Genomic DNA, 19,666 nt, shown 5'->3' with positions numbered 1-19,666 from the left:
ACATAAAGCAGTTTGAAAAGATTCTTGGACACATTGGATTTTCTAATGAATTATTATATCATTTCTATCATACGTAGTCGAAATTTGCAAAAGGAGGGACCTTTATGAACGCAACTGGTTTAGTTGTTGAGTATAACCCGTTTCATAACGGACATGCTTACCACGCTCAACAAGCAAAAGAACAAATTGGTAATGATTGCACCATTGCTGTAATGTCTGGAAACTTTCTGCAGCGCGGAGAACCTAGCATCATTGATAAGTGGCACCGGGCTGAGGCAGCTCTAAGAGAGGGTGTTGACCTAGTCGTCGAACTCCCTTATGTCTTTGCTGTCCAGAATAGCGACCTCTTTGCTAAAGGAGCATTGCTCACTTTAGATGCACTCGGAACGGACGCCGTATGCTTTGGTAGTGAACAAGGTAGTATTGCCCCGTTTTTAGAAGGATACGATGCAATGGAACAATACAAAGACCTCTACGAGGAAACGGTACGGAATCAACTAGACAAAGGCTTATCTTTCCCAGAAGCAAGCCGTTATGGCTATGAGCAAATTGGTCTTACATCAGATGAGTTCGACCTTCGAAAACCGAACAATATTCTAGGATTCGGGTATGTGAAAGCAATTAAAGACTTACATCTTTCCATTAAACCCACAACGGTACAACGCATTCACAATGATTACCATGATGAAGAGATCCGTCATACCATTGCGAGCGCAACAAGCATTCGGAAGGAATTGCTTCAAGCTGGCACCATGACACAAAGAGCCAAATCTGCATTACCAGAATCTTCTGTCCATGCCTTGCAATCCTACAGAGAGCGAACAAGTTGTTGGCACAGCTGGGAACACTATTTTCCATTTCTTCAATACCGCATCCTAACCATGAGTGTGGACGAACTTTCGGAGATTGCTGGAGTGGAAGAAGGGCTTCAGCACCGAATCTATGAAACCATACGTATTGCAGATTCATTTGAAGAGTGGATGACTGCAATGAAGACAAAGCGTTACACCAGAACAAGGTTGCAACGAATGGCAACTCACGTGCTAACTCACACGAAGAAAGAAGACCTACTCTCACTTCAACAGTTGAATGAAGTGCCGTATGTGCGTATCCTAGGGATGAACGCCCTAGGCAAGAGCTATATGCGCCAAGTGAAGAAAGAGGCTTCTGTGCCGCTCCTTACACAACCACAGCAGTTCGAACATTCATACTTAACAATAGAAGAGCGAGCTATGGATGCGTACTTATCCAGTTTACCTCCATCCCTTCGGAAGGAACGTAGAAAGAGAGAGTTTCAACCTCCTATCCTTCCAAAAAAAATGTAACCTTTTCTCATCAACAATCGTCTATAGTAGAGTGGGGGGAATACGATGAAAAAATTCTTACGCAACTTTGGTTTCTTGTGCACCGGTCTCTTAATCATCGTGATGATTCTTCTCTATCCGTTTAGAGACACCCTCTTCCAAGAAGGAAACCCATTTCCAGTTATGAAAGGGATTATTTCGATTCAATGGTTTGGTCAAGATTATGTCCAGATTAGTGAAAGCGCAAATAGCTACATTTCGAAAACGGACAAAGAAGATGATGAACAATACTTATCCGCCAAAAATTATATGCAAACCTATGGATGGGTATTTGAGAAACAAGCGGACGACAGCCTATTATTTGTTCAGGATGGTAAATCCATTACTGTAGAGCTACGTATGTATACAAAGGATTACTATGTTTTCGAAGCTCCTAAAGATCAATTGAAAATTGAAATGAAGTGACCTTTAATTCACTTCCTTAAGATTATGCTAACCTGTTCGAAAACACTTCCTTAAATCTTATATCCATCAGAAAGAGCTCAGAAGCAGCAAGCGCTTCTGAGCTCTTTCTATTTAAAGTGTATTATGACTTTGGCTCTTTACTCTCTAGAAACAATAGGGCGTCTTTGAATGTATCAACAGGAACGACTTCCATATCTGTTCCAATCTTTTCAGCGGTCTGCTTAGCAATTTCATAATTGGAACCCTCTTTCCCATTCTCGTTCGGGGCAAAGAAGATGTCCGCACCAGACTCATCAGCCGCTACCACCTTTTTATCAATACCACCAATACGACCAACTTCTCCTTCATAGTTAACCTCACCTGTACCAGCAACTTGATATCCTTTCGTAAGATCAACTTCCGTTAGCTGGTCATACATTTCTAGACTAAACATCAACCCAGCACTTGGACCGCCAATTTCCCCACTCTTAATATTTACTTTAGGAGAAACCGTTACGTTACGGTCGGTTACGAGTGATATCCCCATACCTACTCGGTCAGACGCATTTTCAAACGGGGCGAGCTCAATGGTCTTTGATAATTGTTCATCTCCACGATTGATTACAATTTCTACACTATCCCCTGCACTCATACCGGTTACATAATCGGTGAGGTCTTTGGCTTCTTCGACTGGTTGACCATCAACTTCTACAATACGATCCCCCATCTTCAGTTCGCCACTTGCAGGCATGTTTTCTAAGACACTCATGACGTATACCCCTTCAAAGGTTACGTCTACCTTCGCATCCGCCTCCTCATAAGCCACTACTTTAGCAGCCTCTTGGGAGGTTTCCATTAGGTGAAGCTGGGCTTCCATGTATTCATTCTCAGAATACCCTTCTGGAACAATCTGATCGATTGGGTAAATCTCTTGGTAGGGCATAAAGTAGGCAAATGCAATCATAATCGGAGTTGCTTGCCCTCCCCTAACGGTTACAAGGTGCATGTCCCCTTCACTCTCATACCCACCTTCCACTTCAACGATAGGGTTCAGTGCATCCGCTGAACCCGGTTTATAAATATAATAAGGGAGCTGATAACCGCCTAGAAAGGCAGCCAATAAAATGACGAGCGCCCCAATTAGTAAGATGCGTTTATTTTGTTTCATCCGTAATCTCCTTCCAATCTGCGATCACTTGTTTAATTTCGTCAAGGTGGGCCGTAGCGACCGCTTCCCCTTCTTTAATGATTAATGGCATATCCTTGAACGCTCGGGCGCTGTACTGGGCTACTTGGGGCTTTAATAACACGTCCGCTTGTAGGTCTACTCGATTAATAAACTCATTCTGTAAGATATCAATACTTTGTATAATAACATCGAAAATGGAAGTCACTTCTTCATTCGCTTCGAAATGCACACAGTCAACAGCAATCACAATGTCCGCCCCCATCTCTCGTGCAACCGATACAGGCACCCGGTCTACCACTCCCCCGTCAATTAGAGGACGGTTGTTAATTACGGGCGGGACGAACACGCCGGGTATGGAAATGCTTGCCCGAATCGCCTCCGCTGCGCTTCCCTTTGTCAAAATGACCTTCTCACCAGAATATAAATCGGTCGCCACCACTGAGACAGGAATCGGAAGGTCCTCTAATTTCTTGCGGTGGGTAAACAAATGAAGAAACTCAAGTACCCGGTTGCCAGCAATAAATCCCATCTTTGGAACAGTAAAATCAAGAAAGTACTTTCGTTTAAACAAACTTGATAACCGATAGAGGTCATCGAAATTCTGTCCAATACTGTAGAATGTACCCACTAGAGCCCCCATACTACTCCCTGCAATATAGTCAATCGGAATATTCGCTTCATGCAATATTTTTAATACACCGAGATGACTGAATCCCCTCGCCCCTCCAGAACCGAGAGCTATGCCAATTTTTGGTCTTTCCATGCCTTCTCCCCCTTACCAATACGCTTTTCTTATTTTATGGCATATTCCTTTATCTCATGAGCGTATAGTGGTAGAGAAAGCCTGTACCACCACAAGTTAGTAGATGATGTTATGACTAGTTTACTATTACTGTCCTTTGAAGTACAGGCATGGAAACGAGCGGAAAAGACTAGGGGGCTTTCTAGATGAAGTCACAATTAAAGACAATTGGATTAGCCGGAGTCGCCGTATTTATGGCTGCCTCCTTAATCGTATACCCCGACCAAGCGCTCGAGGCATCCATACGCGGGTTGAATATGTGGTGGGAAATCGTATTTCCCTCTTTACTCCCTTTCTTCATTACTGCGGAACTCTTGATTGGATTTGGTGTAGTACGTTTTATCGGTGTATTGTGCGAGCCCATCATGAGACCCATCTTCAAAGTGCCTGGTGTGGGGAGCTTCGTATGGGTCATGGGGATGGCTAGTGGGTACCCATCTGGCGCTAAGTTAACCGCTCGATTAAGAGAGGAAAAACAGCTGACAAAAATTGAAGCCGAGCGTCTCGTTTCGTTTACAAATGCGTCAAACCCATTATTTATATTTGGAGCAGTATCTATTGGATTCTTTCATAACCCAACGCTTGGCCTACTGCTTGCTGTTAGTCATTATGTGGGGAATGCTATCGTCGGTGTAATCATGAGATTTTACGGCGGCCACGAGATCAGCACCTATAGACACGAGCGTTCCTTGTTCTCTTTACGAAGGGCGTTCGAAGCCATGCATGAAACCCGCCTGAAGGATGACCGCCCATTTGGAAGGCTATTCGGGGACGCAGTTCTTTCTTCAATTCAAACGTTACTTGTCGTAGGTGGCTTTATCATTATCTTCTCTGTATTAAGTAAGCTCTTATTCTTAGTCGGAATAACTGAAGTCCTAGGTGCATTCCTTGCAATACTATTCGGAATGGCTGGGTTATCAGGTGAGTTATCCTTGCCCTTTATCTCAGGCCTCTTCGAAATTACACTCGGTTCACAAATGACCTCTACGAGTCATGCCACCCTTCAAGAACAAGTTATGATTGTAAGCTTCATCCTCGGCTTTAATGGATTCTCCATACAAGCTCAAGTTGCAAGCATCTTGGCAGAAACCGATATCCGATTTCTTCCCTACTTCATTGCCCGCATCCTTCATGGTGTCATTGCATCCACCTTAAGCTTCTTCTTCTTTCAGCCGTTATATGTTGAAAGGCAAGCCTTTCATCAACACGAAACACCTGTACTGAACCAGACTCCCTTGTTAACCTTTGAGCACTGGTTTCATTGGATTGTTCAGATTGGACCACTCGTTACGATTGGAGCTTTGGCTGTCGGGGCATGGCTACTCATTTACAACCGTTCTAACAGAAACAAGCCCCTCTCATAGATGGGCTTGTTTTTATTAGCACAGAAGTCCCTAAGCATCTAGTAACGACAAAAAAAGCTTGTAGAAAACACACCGGTTCACTACAAGCTAATACCCAAATCATATAGGATTTACTGATTGTATTTTGCCTTAAGAGCTTTTTCAACGGGTTCTGGTACGAGGTCCGTCACCGCGCCTTTGTACTTCGCTACTTCTTTCACGATGCTTGAACTTAAGAACGAATACTGATTATTTGTCATGACGAAGAAGGTTTCAATGGATTCATCTAATTTCCGGTTCATCGATGTAATCTGCATTTCATATTCAAAGTCACTGACAGCACGAAGCCCTCTTAGGATAACTCCTGCCCCGACCTCTTGTGCATAATCAATGAGAAGTCCTCGACTTGCATCTACTTTGACGTTGTCAAGATCAGACGTCACTTCTTTCAACAATTGAATGCGCTCTTCTACAGAGAATAAAGGAGCCTTTGAGCTGTTATTAAATACAGCTACGATGACTTCATCAAATACATTAGCACCTCTACGGATAATATCTAAATGTCCATATGTAATTGGATCGAAACTACCTGGACAAATGGCTACTCTGGACATCGTCCTCGCCCCTTCCTCTAAGCTTCCTGATTCCTTCTATATAGGCTTACGGAAATAATATTGCTATATGTTTCCGCTCTCACTTGTTCAAATGGACCGTACGTTTCACTTAACGTTTGCTCGGATGTATGTTCACATACAACTAATCCATCTTCTTTAAGAAGATTGTAGTTCTCGATTGACTCAAATAACTCCTCAAAGGAGACTTTCCCGTATGGGGGGTCGAGTATGATTAAATCAAACGCGATGTCTCTCTTTGACACGGCCTTCAAGGCTTTAAAGGCTTCATTGCGGTATATTTCAACTTGATCGTCAAGCTTCAACGTCTTCACATTTTCCCGAATCGTTGAAATAGCTTTTGGATGCTTGTCTACGAATATTCCGAGATTCATCCCTCGGCTCAGCGCTTCAATTCCTAATCCACCGCTCCCTGCAAATAAATCGAGGAACGTGCCCCCTTCGAAATAGGGACCAATCATGTGAAACAACGCCTCTTTCACTTTATCTGTTGTAGGCCTTGTCGATTTAGTTGGGACAGGACGTAACGCTCTTCCTTTATGTACACCTGCAATGACTCTCATGGAAGTCATCACCTCTTTACTATAGTTTCGCTCATAATCCTACCATAAATCCCTATGTAAGAAAACGTTTTAACTTATGTGTATAAGATTTAAATAGCCGGTTCATACTAGGAAAGAGTTGATAAGGTACACTCCTTACTAACTCAAAACGGAGAAGACTTACGTTTCCCCATAAGTTCTTCCTCCGGTTTCTCCTCTCCCTTTATCTTTAGTCGACTGGTTCGATTAAAGATGCCTGCAGCAATCGCTGCAGGCTTTTTTTTCGTATTTATACGGGAGTTAATCAACTGTCACAGAAAGACCAATCAACCGATACAGTAAGTCAGCCTTTATATAGGGAATCCCTTCAATTCGTATGATTGCATCTTCCGCTACTCCAAATCCATCCATGTTATAAACATAGGTATCCTTAGTTTCGTATAATCTCCACGTATCGCCATTCATAGTTAAGACGTGTTGTTTGTCTTCTTTAATGAATGTATGAGAAATGTCATGTGAAGCAACAATCTCTTTCAAGGGGATATACGTTAGGAAACGATGCTTCAGTACGTTTACTCCTTCTAGAACCTGCTCACCTATATGTAACGTACGAACTTCCGTAAAGTAGAGTGGAATCGTAGGCTCTTTAATCACTTTCGTAAAATAGGATGTTTCCATACCTTTCACTTTCTCCAATGAATTCGTCAACTTCTCAACAGGTGGTTGTTCCTCCTCTGCTAACAAGACCGATAGCCATTGGTCTTTCTCCTTATCCGTTACATTGTTTTGAAGTGACTGAAGAACGGGAGATGGTGCATCAGAATCCTGCCCAGCCAAGAAGGTAGCCACGTCACTCACTACAGATTCCTGAACCCCCTCACCCGTACCTATTGCATCTTTCAACCAATAATACCTCGCAACAGATGGGTCTACGCTTGCCAACTGTATACTATACCGGGTATGAGGGACAGAAGGAGATTCTCCAATATAGACGAGTTGAGTTTCTTGTGGCCAATCATGTTCGCTCCAAGCAGTCACAAGCGAGGCGACATCGTTCCGAGTTTCGCTATATACATGGAGTCCATCTTCCTCGATTAACTGTTGTGAACCGCTCGGCAAATAGAAAATAGGTGCGTCAGGCTTTGAAGAAGCACTCCATTCATAGTATGTAATTCGCTCTGTACGGCTTTCTCCTGACTTATGTCCTAAGTAGGCAAATTCTCCTTCCTTCACACGGTCTGTGATCTTAAGTGAAAAGGTGTCTACTTTAACATCCACACCTTCTACAACTGACAACCAATCCTCTAGATGGCCAAACTCTATAGGCGGTAACATGTAATGAAGAGTAACCCCCCCTTCTTCCTCAATTACAAATTCATTGGATGTACGGCAAGGTGTTTGTTCTACTTCACAGGCAAGTCCACTCGCCATCTCTGGTGCCTTCCATTGATAAGTCCCATTCATAAAGCTCTCATAGCTCACGTCCACTTGGAGACCTTTGGTGGTATGGATTATCGAGACATCCACATCCACCGCTTGCTTTTCATTTAGAGACGCTTTATATGTTCCCCACTGATTATAAAGGAGGAGACCAGACACAGATAATAGTATGAGTAAAATGGCAATAACTTTTTTCATTCAGGACAAAACTCCTCATTTTATAGAGTGCTTTATCATTTTATCAATGATGAAACGGTGAATACATTAATTTTTTGACAGGGGCGTGACAGATCCCGTTCACAAGTACAGCTACATTTGCTAAAGTAGAATTATTAGAGTTCAGGAGTTGATAGTTTGATACAACGATTTATAGAGTTAGGGAAAGGGTATTCTGATTTATACGAATTACTTGAAATTGGCTATGGGATGGAGGAACGAATTCAACATCTATTCGCCTTCCACACGGATCTCGACGGCAACGATATGACTTCGCTTGCCATCGCACTTCATCCTACGAATCCTGGTGAATTTCAACCCATTTACATCTGTCGTGAGGGGATTCCGAATCCGAATGCGATTGAGAATAAACGCTTCGACTTATTTAAGCAGCTTTCTTCCCATGTACAAAAACCGATTCATGAGATTATCGTACGACCATCCACATTCTTTGCGGAAACGGACTTATATTACCAACACCTTATCGGTATTTTAAGAATGAATCGCTATATTGCCCCAATGAAATAGAAAAAGCATGGGTTTCCCCATGCTTTTTAAATACTTCCATACTTATAGTCGTATTCCTTCGCCTTGTCTGGCTTTGAATTCTCATACTCTGTTCGAATAAACGGCTTCATTGATTCGTCAATGCGTGTCACGTACGGTAACTTTTTGAGACGCGCCTTCACATCATCAACTTCTTCTTCATTAACGTAAAGAACGGCATATTTTAATTTCTTAGATGTATAAATTAAATGTCCGTGACGTTTAATATTTCGAACGTTCTTCATATGTTGGAAGTACACAACGAGTCCTTGCCTGTTAGTGAACATAACCATTCCTCTTTCGTGAACTATTCTGAAAATAGTGTAGCAAATTTATGACAAATTGAACAGGGAGACGGTATACATGTATAGAGATGAATTAGACCGAGCCTGGTTTGTTTTTCTATCCACGTTAAATCGAATTGAGCCTTTGTCTGTATCAAAGCGCATGATTACAGGTATTCCATTTGTCTTTATTGAGAAGCATCACACAAAGCTTCAAAAAACAGAGCTTGATGACTATGTAAAGAAGGCAGCGGCCAAAGCCATGAAAGGAAAACGTCTCACCCTCTCCATGAGCTTCGTTAGAGAAAATGAGACGTTCATCATCTATCGCGTACGCTTCTTAGTACCTCAACGTAAAATGTTCTGTTGTGGAAACTTGTGTGTAGACTGCATTCGGTTCCAGCCTTAAGAAGCGCAACCACACGCTCCTCCACTGCCACAACCGCAGCCACTTCCTGTATCTTGGAAGACTGCACCGTCTTTCGGAGCTTTAATTTGAGGGCTAACGCTATTCGCAATTAAGCCACTTATTTCGTCTAGAAGCTTCTGCAGGTTACGTTCTGCAATCTTATAGTTCGCTACAGAATCATTCATATCCATGTCCCGTTTCTTTAAACGAACCGCTTTCGTAATGCTATTATAATCTGGATGATACCTTCCAAAGCGCTGTACTTCTTCGTAATCCACTTTACTATCTTGAAAAGCTTGAATGAGTCCTTGCGCTTCTTGGTCTTCTTCCAATTGACGTTTCGCTTGAACATAATCTAGATACGTTTCAGAGGCTAGCACCATTTGACCGAGCTTTTCTGCACGATCAAGTATTTCTACTGTTTCGTTCGTAGCAAGCATATTCACACCTCCATTGCTATCATATCAAATTCTGACAAAGAAGAGAAATAAGAATTCCTTTATCCCTTCATAGCTTGTGCCATAGAGATGAGCATGTTTACCATTTGGACTTGGGTTGACAACTTCTCAATCCGTTGAGTCGTTGTCTTCCCGTAGAAGAATTTAGCCTCCTCCTCCATGTTCTGGATGACAGATGGGTCTCTTGTAACACGACGATACCAGTCTGGATTCATCCTCATAAACCGAAGTAAGTCCTCACGATTTCTTAAGTATTGATACACCCCTGGTTGCATAAGGTCCCCACCCTTTATTAATCTTTCCCAAAGTAAAATGGTGTAGATTTCTTTGTATCAGATGTTGAGCCTTGCCTTTTGAAGTCCTGGAACTGACCGACTAACGATTGAATATTTGTGATGGCACCGTTGAGTTGTTGAATATGACCTTGTACTTTATTCAAGTCTACTTTATCCAACATTCCCATAAGCTGACCCATTACTTCTTTCTCGTCTTGCTCTTCTTCTGTTGATTCTTCCTCCGGTTTCGACTCCTCCCCTTCTTTCACAGATGCCTCTTTTTCCTTTTCCTTATATTGAGTCCAGAAATCATCCTCTTCCCCTAACAGAACCCATTTCTCATAGACAGGTTGCCATCCTTCATCGCTTTCCCTCACTTCCTTAATCAAGTCTGGATATTGCTTCACAAATTGTTTAAATTCCTTTACTGAATCATGAAGTTGCTTCCCCACAATATCCCCTCCTCGCCCTAATAGGTGGATACATTACCATATGAGAAAAAGGTGGGTAATGTGAAGAAAAAGCCCAATCTTTACAAAGACTGGACTTAAGGTTTCTCTAAGAAATTCTGCGTATAATGGTACTGATAAACTCCAACTCCAAGGTGAGTATAGCCATCATTCAACATAGCTTTACGGTGGCCTTCACTATTTAACCATCCTTCTACTACTGCGATTGAGTCTGGATATTGAGCAGCAATGTTCTCACCTGCCGTCACATAATAGACTTCTCCCCGTTTTAAGCGCTCTTGTAATCCATCTCCTTCAGGTGACACGTGAGAGAAATAATTATCCAGTGCCATATCTTTACTATGACCATACGCCACTCTAGAAACCGGCTCAAACCATTCAAGCTCTGCTAAACCAAATCGTGTTCTCATTGCATTGCTGATGTCGAAGATTTGGGCCTCAACTCCCGTCTCAATACCTTCCCATTCTGAAGGAACAGTGGATGGCAACTGGGGCAACTCACCACGATAATACAATTCATACGGTTGATGCTTCACAAGGGTCTCAGCATTTAATAGACGGATGGATGAAAGTTCATTGGTATACGTATCGAAATAAAGCTGTGCATAAACATCATCTGAGATTGATAGTAGTGGCCTAGCCTTCAGCTCTTCTTCCTTCAGTTGGAAACGATAGGTACCACCACCCGTCTCAACTACTACTTCCTCTTTGAAGGAAAGGCTGTTCTTTAAATCATCATAGTCACGACCAACAGAGAGATCTTGTATTAAATTTCTAGACTCTAAGGTATACAAAGAAACGACCTTTCCATCTTGAACACCAACTTGAAGATAGCTACCTTCCTCGTCGTAGACCCACCAGTCGTATCCATAAGGAGTAGGGTCGACCCTAGCAGGTTCACCAACAACGCTTTTCATGTCTTCTACTGACTTACCCATATACGAGACAAGCGAATTCTCACTGGTCGAGGAAGGGGCTGTTTCAACAACGGGATTTGAAGACTCTGGTTCTTCAACCTTACTTTCTGTAGGTTCTTCCACTTTAGGGTCTGCTTCATCTTCCATAACTTGTAACGACATTTCCTTCACTTCATCTGTTAAGTTCCATTGCTCATTAGCAATAAATGCGAGCAAGATTATTATCCATATAACGAGCAGCAATCGTACCCATTTCATTCTATTGGCTCCTTTATATCCTGTTACAATCTATTATATAGATTCTAGTAATAATTATGAATCAATCTGCTAGAGTTGAATTAAAACAACCCGAACGAAAAGTCAGGTGGAAAATGTTTTATTGGATTTTTTCTTAATGGTAGTGAGAAGATACAAAAGAATAGCTTGTAGAGAAACATCTAGCTTCTCTACAAGCTGAGTTAGGAGGACAGCGAAACGGCCCTCCTTTTCTTTAATGGGCTTGTGGTCGCTCAGAAATTTCTTCTAACGCATGGCCAGCAGCTTCATTTGAGAACTTCTCTAATGACAAGTCTCCAAGAGAAACAATCCCTACTAGTTTCCCATTGTCCACAACTGGTAAGCGTCGAATCTGTTTCGTCGCCATTAATTTACTTGCTTCATCTACAGACATGCCGGGCTCACCAGAAGTAAGTTGGTCACTCATGACTTCATGTACAGCACAAGAACCAGGCTTTTTATCTGCGTAACCTCGGAGTACAAGATCTCGGTCTGTCACCATACCAAGCAGATGATTCTGATCGTCACAGACAGGGATGGAACCCACATCACGCTGTTTCATTTTACTCGCAACATTGAACAACGTCTCATCTTTAGAACAACATGCAACATCTGTAGTCATGACGTCTTTTAAATTCTTCATTACGACCGCCTCCATCAAAGGGTGTTATGACAGAACAACTTTCCTTCCGTCATCTTTACGTAGTTTAACCACGGAGTCGTGAATCTTGCATAGAAACCTCAGTTTACGCTGTAAACAATTGAAAGTTCGTGCCATTTTTTATATGATGGAAACAGTTACATAATTGATGTAAGGGGATGGTAACATGAGAATAGATGGAAAAGGGATTGAAGGTACTGTAGTAGCCATTGACAAGCTGAACCACATTCTTGATGATTGCGGTTTTGTTCGAGGGGGACAATGGGATTACGAGCGAGTCACGTATGACTACAAATTCTCTTCTCCCACCAAAGGGATTACGTATTACTTACGTGTTCAAGGATTTGCTGTTGAAGGTACTGTAGATAGTAGACATGCACTTATGCAGCTTCTAACACCGCTTCTTGGTAAACACTATTACCCACACGGTGTCGAGTACGGAGATGGAGAAGACTTTCCTGAAACACTCGTTGAACGAAGTAACAAACTGCTCGAGAAAGTTAGGGAGCAAATTAATGAATTTCAAGAAAACAAACAAGAAACATTGCGTGAGGAGAACAAACGACTTCGCGCAGAGCTTGAATACTTAAAGAAGAATCAACAATCTTCTTCTCAAGACGGAACCCGTTCCCAACAAAGGGCATCTGAGGAAGACGATGCCGTTTCAAAACAAGCAGAAGAAGTAGAAGAGTCGTAATAACCAGTACGGGGATGGATAATGCCATCCCCGTTCACCTTTTCTTAGACTTGTCCTGAATTGAAATGCGTGGAGCTTGTACACGTGGCTTCTCCCTACGATGAATTAATCCTTCATTTTGTTCCTGCATTAAATCACGAATATCCTTAAGCAACTCCTCCGTTGTTCGTTTCTTAAGCGTTAAAGTCGAATCCTTCCCCCTTAGCGTGAAGATAACCTTAAAGAAAAGAAAAATGGAGAACGCAATGATGAAGAAATCTAACATCGCCTGAAGAAAAGACCCGTATACAATATCAACTCCACGGTAAGATAAGGCTAATGTATCTAAATGAATGCCTCCTGCTACTACCCCTACAATCGGCATGATGATATCGTCTACAAGTGAAGTTACAATCTTTCCGAAGGCAGTCCCAATAACCACCGCAACGGCTAGTTCGAAGGCATTGTCTCTCACAGCGAACGCCTTAAACTCCTGCCACACGAAATTCCCCCCTTTCTTCAACCATATGTCCTCTTTAAGTAATTCATACAAAATGATTTAAGTTCTAAACGTTAAGAGTGCAAACGAGTGCAATTCATGCTATATTTTCATTAACAGTGTTGTTTCGAAAGGAGCTTTTTGACCCAAATTGTTGCGAAAAATAACAAAACGCCAGTGGATCCTTCTATTTCTCAGTATCGTAACCGTCATAGCCGCTTACTTTATTCTTCCTGTATCCGTTCCTTTAATCATTGCGTTCATTACCGCTCTCTTTCTTGGACCAGGTGTTCGGCTTTTACAGTACAGGTTTAAATTAAAGCGAAGACTATCCGTGATTACCGTATATATTTCGTTCTTAATTATTCTTGGAATCGTAGGAACCTATGTTGTCACTCGAGTGGTGACAGAGACCATTCAATTTGTTGAGAATATACCTTCTTACATAAGACAGCTTGAGAATTACTTCAATGAACAAAAGAGTACGTACGACAGATTTACAGAAGGGCTGCCTGAACCCTTCGTATCAGAGCTAGAGTCAGGTGTTGGCCAGAATCTTCAAAGCTTAAGAGAAACTGTAGCTAGTAATGAAACAATTGAAAATCTAGCTTCTGTTGCAGCAAGCATACCCGAGCTACTCGTAAGTTTAATTGTTTACTTAATTGCATTATTCTTATTTATGCTCGAGATGCCAAGGCTCAAGAAAATGGCCTTTGACCATATGACAGACCAGACTGCAGAGAAAGTAAAGTTCATGAGTAACCGACTTTCGTACGTAGTCTTCGGATTCTTGAAAGCACAATTTCTAGTCAGCATCGTCATCTTCATCGTTACGTTGATTGGGCTACTCTTCATTTCTCCAAACGTAGCGTTGCTTATGTCATTTATCATCTGGATTATAGATTTCATCCCTATCATTGGTTCTATTGCAATCTTAGGACCATGGGCGTTATACATGTTGATTATCGGTGAATTTACGATGGGTACAGAACTTGCCATCCTCGCCATCCTTCTTCTTGCAATTCGTAGAACTGTTGAGCCGAAAGTAATGGGAAGACATATAGGGTTATCGCCTCTCGCCACGTTGATCGCCATGTATATTGGCTTACAACTGATTGGTTTCCTTGGATTCTTTGTTGGCCCACTCGTTGTTATTGCATTCAACTCAGCGAAAGAAGCAGGAATCATCAAGACAAACTTCAAAATATAGAAAAAAGGAGCAGCCAATGGCCTGCTCCTTTTTTCTATATCGCGTGGTTTCGTTGTTTAGTCGTTTTAAAGTGAATAATTCCATTATCCTCACCAAGTCGCTTAAAGCCACACGCTTCCAACACTCGACAAGACGGAACATTATTCGCGTCGCAAACAGCACGTACGTGATGGATCGATTCGTGCTGAAATGCCCATTGAATAATGGCTTCGACTGCTTCCTTCGCATAACCTTGGTTCCTATGAATATTGGAAACGAAATATCCAATTTCCACCTCACCATGTATCGGCTTTCCTTTAAATTGAACGTCACCTACAACCACTTCTTTATGCTTATCTACAGCTACCCATGGGCCAAAACCGTAATGGGAATCGTCTGTTTCTATGTTCTCGGCATAGATTGGCAACAAAGCCTTCAGCCCATCATGAGGCCACAAACTATCAAATGGGACGTTGAGCCATTTTGGATATTGATTGGTTTCAGTCATTAAGCTTTGAGCTTGCTCTAAGCTTAATGGGAACAGAATCAAACGTGGGGTCTCTAGGTCCAACTGATTCACACCCTTCTTGGTTCGTAAATTGATGCTATGTATAGATTCATAATATCTTTGTTCTATTTCCTCATATTCATTCACAATAAACGCTAAATCTACGTATTCATTAAAAAAGCCTTACTTTTCTATTGAAAGTAAGGCAAGAATAGATATTAAGTTCCTAAGATGGCCTTTATCATGCTTGTTGTATCACCGCCATCATAGACAACATACAGCAACAGATAAACGGCTACACCCGTAATCGCTGTAAAGAACCAAGTTATAGACGTTACAGGCCCCCATTTACGGTGGCGTTGGATATTCGCCTTGTACGCAAGCCATAGCGTCACTAACCCAAACACACCACCCACTGTCGCTAACACGATATGAAATATTAAAAAGCTTGTATAGTAGACCTTAATCTCCTCAGGCCCACCAAAGCTCGTATTCCCTACAAAAATGGTTCTAGACATATAGATGATAAAAAACGTTAAAGCGCTAATAGCCGCTGCGACCATCATCCGCTTATGTGCTTCTAATTTCCTCTTCGCAATAAGCACCCATCCAATGGCAATTAAAACTGCACTAAGTACAATAAAAAATGTGCTAATCGTTGGTAAAACCGGCATTCCCTCTCCCTCTTTCCCTTGTCTGTATCTCATGTATGAATTGTATTAAGATATGATCGGTTACGCTTGTTCAGGCAATGGATCAATCGTGTCATTTTCTTTAGAGAACCAGGCGAAGAATACGACCGCAATAATAATAGCAAATACAATCTCCTGAGTAATCTTCATGACAATCCCCCCTAGCTGCTGGTCATGAAGCAAGCTTATGGATGAGAATAACTCAGGTCCTGAGAGTGTCAGGCCATCTAATACACCACTTGGAACACATAAGCTTAATGCCTGCACCCACGCACCTGTACTTGAGTACGTTGCGTAAATCGGTGATTCAGCAAAGATAATAAGACCACAAGCTGGTGTAATTAATATCCCATTAGCAAAGATGTATCCAATCTTAAGTAAAGGAGACAACCGTTCCTCTTCTTCAATCGGCGCGAATACGCTCCACCACATACAAAAGGCTGTAAATAAGATAACAGTTGTCACAATTGCATGCGCGGTTTCGCTTGTCTTTGTGAAATCAAAGACAAGAGGTATATGATAGATTGAAAAGAGTCCATTAAATAGCAATAACGCAACGAGTGGTTTCGTCATGATTCGTAACGGCCCTTTAAGCCATGACTGTTGAAACAGCTTACGCCAAATCCATTTTGGAATCCCTCTAATAATCAAGATTGGAAAGACCAAGTAATAGAGCGCCATTTGGCCCATATGTGCCGTAAACATAATGTGTCCCAATAAATCGAGCGGAGATCCCTTTACGATATAGAGCAACAGTAACCCCGAATAAAACATACCCAGTTGCTTCCCGCTTGGCTTTTCCTCCCCACCGAAACGTGTCCGGAAATGAACCGTTACTAAATAATAAGCGATTGCCAATGCCACTACGAACAACGCATAGTATGGGCTCCACAACGCTCGCAAACCAAATATTTGCAATTCCAACCACATTTGACTCACTCCATCCGTTCTAAGATGTTCTATCTACTATTTTAACTGGAAATTGAATGAAACTGTCAGTGTTTTCTTACTATATTGTGAAAGTTGAAAAAAAGGGCGAAGATTACTCTTCGCCCTTTCCCCACTTACCACCATACAATGGTCACCATCGCAGCAATCGTTAATACCGCTACGAAAACTCCTGACCATAACATCAACGCTGGCATACCATGTCCTTTATGACTCATGTGCATAAAGTAATAGAGCTGAAACGCTACTTGTACTCCAGCAAGCAACAAGATTACTGGGATGACGAACTGTGTACCGAAATCTCCAAAGGCTACCATAGAGAAAGCGACTAGTGTAAAGAAAATCATCAAAGCGAACGTTACAACTTGGTACTTCATCTCTTCTTTATTCTTCTTCTTATAGAAGTCTAAGTTGGTCGGATTGTTCTCGATATTGTCTGCCAATGATTAGCCCACCTTTCCCATAAGATAAACGACGGTAAAGATGAATACCCACACAACATCAATGAAGTGCCAGTATAAACTCGCCACATAAAACTTCGGTGCGTTATACAAGTTCAGCCCTCTCTTAGCGTTTCTCAAGAGAAGTGCGACAATCCATAACAAACCAAACGTGACGTGAGCTCCGTGGAAACCGACTAATGTGTAGAAGGCAGAACTGAATGCAGAAGTCGTGAAGCCAAATCCATCATGATGAACATACTCATAGAATTCATAGATCTCACAGCCAAGGAACGCGAAACCGAGTAATACGGTAATCCACATCCACGTCTGCATCTTTCCATAATCCAAGTTCTTCATATGATAAATGGCATACACACTCGTAAGGGAACTTGTTAACAGCAACATCGTCATAATGAAGACGAGTTCAAGCCCAAACAATTCATCAGCTGTAGGTCCCCCCGCAGGTGAATTGTTTAAAGCGAGATACGTACCGAACAAGCTTGCAAATAGTACGGTCTCTCCGCCTAAGAAGAACCAGAACCCAAGAAATTTATTCTTTCCTTCCAATGTGGCCTTCTCTGGGTCACGGGGCATCGTTTCAGGTGTTAAACGCTCTAATTGTTGGTCGCTCATTCTGCATCAGCCTCCTCTTCTAAGTCCTCTTTATGGATGTGATAGCCTAAGTCATCCTTAACAGAACGGAAAAGCATGCTGAATAGCGTAATGGCAAGCCCAATCCCGACAGCCCAAAGCCAAGTGGCATCATCAACTTGGTAGATCAAACCAAATCCTGCAACAAACAATCCAAATGACATAATGAATGGAACAATGGAATTGTTCGGCATGTGAATGTCACCAAGCGGTTCAGCAGGGGTCATCTTTCCATTCCCTTGCTGCTTTTCAATGAACAGTGGATCTAAACCACGAATGAGTGGAGTTTGCTTAAAGTTATAGAATGGTGGCGGCGATGGAATTGCCCATTCAAGCGTTCGACCATCCCACGGGTCTGCCCCAGCATCCTCACCTTTAATTGATGTATACACAACGTTAATTAGGAAGATGACCGCTCCAATCGTCATCAGTACTGCTCCGGATGAGCTCACAATGTTTCCAAGTTCAAGCCCTTGGTCCGGTTGGAACTTCCAGTAACGACGAGGCATTCCCATCAAGCCTAGGAAGTGTTGGATAAAGAACGTTAAATGGAATCCAAAGAAGAACGGCCAGAACGCCCACTTCCCTAGCTTTTCATTTAACACTTTACCAAACATCTTAGGCCACCAATAATGAAGGCCTGCAAATACACCGAACACTACCCCACCGACAATTACGTAGTGGAAGTGCGCAACAACGAAATACGTATCATGATACTGATAGTCCGCAGCAGCTGCAGCAAGCATTACCCCACCAAATCCACCTAGTGTAAAGGATGGAATAAAGGCAACAGCCCAAAGCATAGCGGTCGTCATGTGAATACTTCCGCCCCACATCGTAAACAGCCAGTTAAAGATTTTAATCCCAGTTGGTACTGCGATTGCCATCGTAGCAATTGCGAAGATGGAGTTGGCAATTGGACCTAAACCAGTTGTAAACATATGGTGTGCCCAAACCATGAAACCTAAGAAGCCAATTAGGACAACCGCGAAGACCATCGCAGAATATCCGAACAAACGTTTCTTAGAAAATGTGGAAATAATATCACTAAACAAACCGAAGATTGGTAGTACAAGAATGTATACTTCTGGGTGACCAAAAATCCAGAACAAATGCTCCCAAATTATGTGGTTACCACCCATCGCCGGGTCAAAGAAATTTGCCCCAAACAATCGATCGAACATCATAAGGAACAAACCTACCGTTAAGGCAGGGAACGCAAATAAGATTAACACACTTGTTACAAATGATGTCCAAGTGAATAATGGCATCCTCATGTAAGTCATACCTGGAGCACGCATATTTACAATTGTAACTAAAAAGTTAATTCCGGCAATAAGTGTACCTGCTCCCGAAATTTGTAAGCCAAGGGCATAAAAATCTACCCCATGACCTTCTGCGGTCGTGGATAACGGGGCATATGCTGTCCAACCTGCATCTGGGGCTCCACCAAGGAACCACGAGCAGTTAAGAAGCACACCACCAAACAAAAACAGCCAGAAACCGAGTGAATTCAAGAACGGGAACGCAACATCTCGTGCACCAATTTGTAGCGGGACAATTGCGTTCATTAAAGCAAAGATTAAAGGCATCGCAGCCAGGAATATCATCGTCGTACCATGCATCGTAAAGATTTGGTTGTACGTACCTGCCTGGATTAATTCATTGTCTGGAAATAGTAATTGCGCTCGAATAATTAACGCTTCTAAACCACCAAGAAGGAAGAAAAATCCTCCTCCAATTAAATAAAGTATGGCAATCTTCTTATGGTCTACGGTTGTAAGGTAGTCCCAAAGAGTTGCACCAAAGCCGCTTTTTTCAGCATAGGCTGTACTCACGCTAAGACCTCCCT

At 42.2% G+C, this 19,666-nt stretch carries 25 protein-coding genes; 7 read left to right on the top strand and 18 right to left on the bottom strand.

The annotated features are described in order from the left end of the window. The first annotated feature begins 104 nt into the window (after positions 1-104). Positions 105-1,325, top strand: coding sequence for a nucleotidyltransferase (locus H513_RS0104600; protein ID WP_026799666.1), 1,221 nt, complete (start codon positions 105-107; stop codon positions 1,323-1,325). 45 nt (positions 1,326-1,370) lie between these two features. After that, positions 1,371-1,769 carry a hypothetical protein gene (locus tag H513_RS0104595; protein ID WP_026799665.1) on the top strand — a complete coding sequence of 133 codons (399 nt, stop codon included), beginning with the start codon at positions 1,371-1,373 and terminating at the stop codon, positions 1,767-1,769. A gap of 121 nt (positions 1,770-1,890) precedes the next feature. Here H513_RS0104595 and H513_RS0104590 read toward each other — a convergent pair whose 3' ends face one another. Both H513_RS0104590 and H513_RS0104585 read right to left on the bottom strand, forming a co-directional pair. Continuing rightward, positions 1,891-2,916, bottom strand: a complete 1,026-nt coding sequence (locus tag H513_RS0104590; RefSeq protein WP_026799664.1) for a SepM family pheromone-processing serine protease — start codon at positions 2,914-2,916, stop codon at positions 1,891-1,893. Then, positions 2,903-3,700 carry a patatin-like phospholipase family protein gene (locus H513_RS0104585; protein WP_026799663.1) on the bottom strand — a complete coding sequence of 266 codons (798 nt, stop codon included), beginning with the start codon at positions 3,698-3,700 and terminating at the stop codon, positions 2,903-2,905. Before H513_RS0104585 ends, H513_RS0104590 begins: the two co-directional genes overlap by 14 nt. Positions 3,701-3,885: 185 nt before the next feature. Here H513_RS0104585 and ylbJ point away from each other — a divergent pair, with 185 nt between their 5' ends. Next, a complete protein-coding gene (gene ylbJ, locus H513_RS0104580; protein ID WP_026799662.1) occupies positions 3,886-5,103 on the top strand; it encodes a sporulation integral membrane protein YlbJ in 1,218 nt (405 codons plus the stop codon). A gap of 110 nt (positions 5,104-5,213) precedes the next feature. On the opposite strand, the gene coaD is transcribed toward ylbJ, so the two are convergent. The 3 genes from coaD to H513_RS0104565 form a co-directional block, all read right to left on the bottom strand. Next, the gene (gene coaD / locus H513_RS0104575) at positions 5,214-5,696 is read right to left on the bottom strand and encodes a pantetheine-phosphate adenylyltransferase (RefSeq protein WP_026799661.1); all 483 of its coding nucleotides are present in this window, start codon (positions 5,694-5,696) and stop codon (positions 5,214-5,216) included. Between the two features lie 17 nt (positions 5,697-5,713). Further along, positions 5,714-6,277 carry a 16S rRNA (guanine(966)-N(2))-methyltransferase RsmD gene (rsmD, locus tag H513_RS0104570; RefSeq protein ID WP_026799660.1) on the bottom strand — a complete coding sequence of 188 codons (564 nt, stop codon included), beginning with the start codon at positions 6,275-6,277 and terminating at the stop codon, positions 5,714-5,716. Between the two features lie 279 nt (positions 6,278-6,556). Further along, positions 6,557-7,894 carry a hypothetical protein gene (locus tag H513_RS0104565; protein ID WP_026799659.1) on the bottom strand — a complete coding sequence of 446 codons (1,338 nt, stop codon included), beginning with the start codon at positions 7,892-7,894 and terminating at the stop codon, positions 6,557-6,559. Between the two features lie 156 nt (positions 7,895-8,050). Here H513_RS0104565 and H513_RS0104560 point away from each other — a divergent pair, with 156 nt between their 5' ends. Next, the gene (locus H513_RS0104560) at positions 8,051-8,440 is read left to right on the top strand and encodes a DUF7147 family protein (RefSeq protein WP_026799658.1); all 390 of its coding nucleotides are present in this window, start codon (positions 8,051-8,053) and stop codon (positions 8,438-8,440) included. Positions 8,441-8,466: 26 nt separating this feature from the next. Here the strand turns inward: H513_RS0104560 and H513_RS0104555 are convergent, their stop codons facing one another. Beyond that, a complete protein-coding gene (locus H513_RS0104555) occupies positions 8,467-8,745 on the bottom strand; it encodes a YlbG family protein (RefSeq protein ID WP_026799657.1) in 279 nt (92 codons plus the stop codon). Between the two features lie 76 nt (positions 8,746-8,821). On the opposite strand from H513_RS0104555, the gene H513_RS0104550 reads away from it, so the two are divergent. Further along, the gene (locus H513_RS0104550; RefSeq protein ID WP_026799656.1) at positions 8,822-9,151 is read left to right on the top strand and encodes a hypothetical protein; all 330 of its coding nucleotides are present in this window, start codon (positions 8,822-8,824) and stop codon (positions 9,149-9,151) included. On the opposite strand, the gene H513_RS0104545 is transcribed toward H513_RS0104550, so the two are convergent. The 5 genes from H513_RS0104545 to H513_RS0104525 form a co-directional block, all read right to left on the bottom strand. Continuing rightward, positions 9,148-9,591 carry a YlbF/YmcA family competence regulator gene (locus H513_RS0104545; RefSeq protein ID WP_026799655.1) on the bottom strand — a complete coding sequence of 148 codons (444 nt, stop codon included), beginning with the start codon at positions 9,589-9,591 and terminating at the stop codon, positions 9,148-9,150. The genes H513_RS0104550 and H513_RS0104545 overlap by 4 nt on opposite strands. Positions 9,592-9,650: 59 nt before the next feature. Further along, complete coding sequence (locus H513_RS0104540; protein ID WP_026799654.1) at positions 9,651-9,884, bottom strand: YlbE-like family protein; 234 nt, start codon at positions 9,882-9,884, stop codon at positions 9,651-9,653. Between the two features lie 17 nt (positions 9,885-9,901). Continuing rightward, positions 9,902-10,336: a spore coat protein YlbD gene (gene ylbD / locus H513_RS0104535; RefSeq protein ID WP_051239676.1), complete on the bottom strand. Its 435-nt coding sequence runs from the start codon at positions 10,334-10,336 to the stop codon at positions 9,902-9,904. Between the two features lie 95 nt (positions 10,337-10,431). After that, entirely contained in the window at positions 10,432-11,529 is a 1,098-nt protein-coding gene (locus H513_RS0104530; RefSeq protein WP_026799652.1) for a CAP domain-containing protein, read from the bottom strand. 232 nt (positions 11,530-11,761) lie between these two features. Next, positions 11,762-12,190, bottom strand: a complete 429-nt coding sequence (locus H513_RS0104525) for a CBS domain-containing protein (RefSeq protein ID WP_026799651.1) — start codon at positions 12,188-12,190, stop codon at positions 11,762-11,764. Between the two features lie 184 nt (positions 12,191-12,374). On the opposite strand from H513_RS0104525, the gene H513_RS19595 reads away from it, so the two are divergent. Further along, a complete protein-coding gene (locus H513_RS19595; protein WP_081658176.1) occupies positions 12,375-12,905 on the top strand; it encodes a YugN family protein in 531 nt (176 codons plus the stop codon). Positions 12,906-12,939: 34 nt separating this feature from the next. Here the strand turns inward: H513_RS19595 and mscL are convergent, their stop codons facing one another. Next, positions 12,940-13,386, bottom strand: a complete 447-nt coding sequence (mscL, locus tag H513_RS19590) for a large conductance mechanosensitive channel protein MscL (protein ID WP_051239696.1) — start codon at positions 13,384-13,386, stop codon at positions 12,940-12,942. Positions 13,387-13,534: 148 nt separating this feature from the next. On the opposite strand from mscL, the gene ytvI reads away from it, so the two are divergent. Continuing rightward, positions 13,535-14,593, top strand: a complete 1,059-nt coding sequence (gene ytvI / locus H513_RS0104510) for a sporulation integral membrane protein YtvI (RefSeq protein WP_026799650.1) — start codon at positions 13,535-13,537, stop codon at positions 14,591-14,593. Between the two features lie 34 nt (positions 14,594-14,627). Here the strand turns inward: ytvI and H513_RS0104505 are convergent, their stop codons facing one another. The 6 genes from H513_RS0104505 to ctaD all read right to left on the bottom strand — a co-directional run bounded on the left by H513_RS0104505 (position 14,628) and on the right by ctaD (position 19,652). Then, positions 14,628-15,152 carry a GNAT family N-acetyltransferase gene (locus H513_RS0104505; protein WP_211226508.1) on the bottom strand — a complete coding sequence of 175 codons (525 nt, stop codon included), beginning with the start codon at positions 15,150-15,152 and terminating at the stop codon, positions 14,628-14,630. Positions 15,153-15,298: 146 nt separating this feature from the next. Further along, on the bottom strand, positions 15,299-15,754 hold the full coding sequence (locus H513_RS0104500) for a DUF420 domain-containing protein (RefSeq protein ID WP_026799648.1): 456 nt from the start codon (positions 15,752-15,754) through the stop codon (positions 15,299-15,301). A 60-nt stretch (positions 15,755-15,814) separates the two neighbouring features. Continuing rightward, the gene (gene ctaG, locus H513_RS0104495) at positions 15,815-16,702 is read right to left on the bottom strand and encodes a cytochrome c oxidase assembly factor CtaG (protein WP_026799647.1); all 888 of its coding nucleotides are present in this window, start codon (positions 16,700-16,702) and stop codon (positions 15,815-15,817) included. A gap of 134 nt (positions 16,703-16,836) precedes the next feature. Continuing rightward, positions 16,837-17,163 (bottom strand): cytochrome c oxidase subunit IVB, encoded by a 327-nt coding sequence (gene ctaF / locus H513_RS0104490; RefSeq protein WP_026799646.1) that lies wholly within the window; start codon positions 17,161-17,163, stop codon positions 16,837-16,839. Positions 17,164-17,166: 3 nt separating this feature from the next. Beyond that, entirely contained in the window at positions 17,167-17,796 is a 630-nt protein-coding gene (locus H513_RS0104485) for a cytochrome (ubi)quinol oxidase subunit III (RefSeq protein ID WP_026799645.1), read from the bottom strand. Further along, the gene (gene ctaD / locus H513_RS0104480; protein WP_026799644.1) at positions 17,793-19,652 is read right to left on the bottom strand and encodes a cytochrome c oxidase subunit I; all 1,860 of its coding nucleotides are present in this window, start codon (positions 19,650-19,652) and stop codon (positions 17,793-17,795) included. Before ctaD ends, H513_RS0104485 begins: the two co-directional genes overlap by 4 nt. Between the last annotated feature and the right edge of the window lie 14 nt (positions 19,653-19,666).

The organism is Pontibacillus halophilus JSM 076056 = DSM 19796 (assembly GCF_000425205.1).
GTDB lineage: Bacteria > Bacillota > Bacilli > Bacillales > BH030062 > Pontibacillus_A > Pontibacillus_A halophilus.
This window is presented reverse-complemented; position numbering and strand designations above follow the sequence as displayed.